Annotated in this window: 1 protein-coding gene; it reads left to right on the forward strand. The window is 68.2% G+C overall.

Annotated elements, in window-relative coordinates; genetic code table 11:
• A partial coding sequence (locus MOV75_RS40855) for a phosphopantetheine-binding protein (protein WP_247008526.1) occupies nucleotides 1-663 on the forward strand: 663 nt, incomplete at both ends.

The following is a 663-nucleotide window of genomic DNA, read 5'->3' on the forward strand; positions in this document are numbered from 1 at the left end:
CAGGCAGGCAGCCGGCTTTACCGCACCGGCGACCTCGCCCGCCGCCGCGCGGACGGCACGATCGAATGCCTCGGCCGCGCCGACCATCAGGTCAAGGTCCGCGGCTACCGTATCGAGCTCAAGGAGATCGAGAACGCGCTTGCCGATCATCCCAGCGTGCGGGCCGGCATCGTCGAGCCGCGCCGCGAGGCGAGCGGCGACGTCAGGCTGATCGCCCATATCGCCGCAAGGCCCGACAGCCGGAGCAGCGCCAGCGAGCTGCGCGAATTCCTGAAGAGCCGGCTGCCTGGCCACGCCATTCCGTCCGCATTCCTGTTCCTGGATCACGTGCCGCTCAATGCCCACGGCAAGATCGATCGGTCCGCGCTGCTGGCGCCGGCGCAGCAGGAAGCACCCGGACCGGATGCAGCCGTGCCGGCGCGGCGCTTCACCGAAAAGGTGCTCTCCGACATCTGGATCGACCTGCTCAAGGTGGAAAGCCTCGGCGTCACCGACAATTTCTTCGACCTCGGCGGCCATTCGCTGCTGGCAGGCCAGGCCATGGCGCGCGTCGCCCGCGCGCTCGGCGTGTCGCTGCCGATCAAGACCATCTTCGAGGAACAGACTATCGAAAGTCTTGCCCGGAGGGTCGACCAAGCCATGGCGGCGAAGCCGCGCAAGCCT

The sequence above is a fragment of the Bradyrhizobium sp. PRIMUS42 genome, from assembly GCF_023006515.1.
Lineage (GTDB): Bacteria > Pseudomonadota > Alphaproteobacteria > Rhizobiales > Xanthobacteraceae > Bradyrhizobium.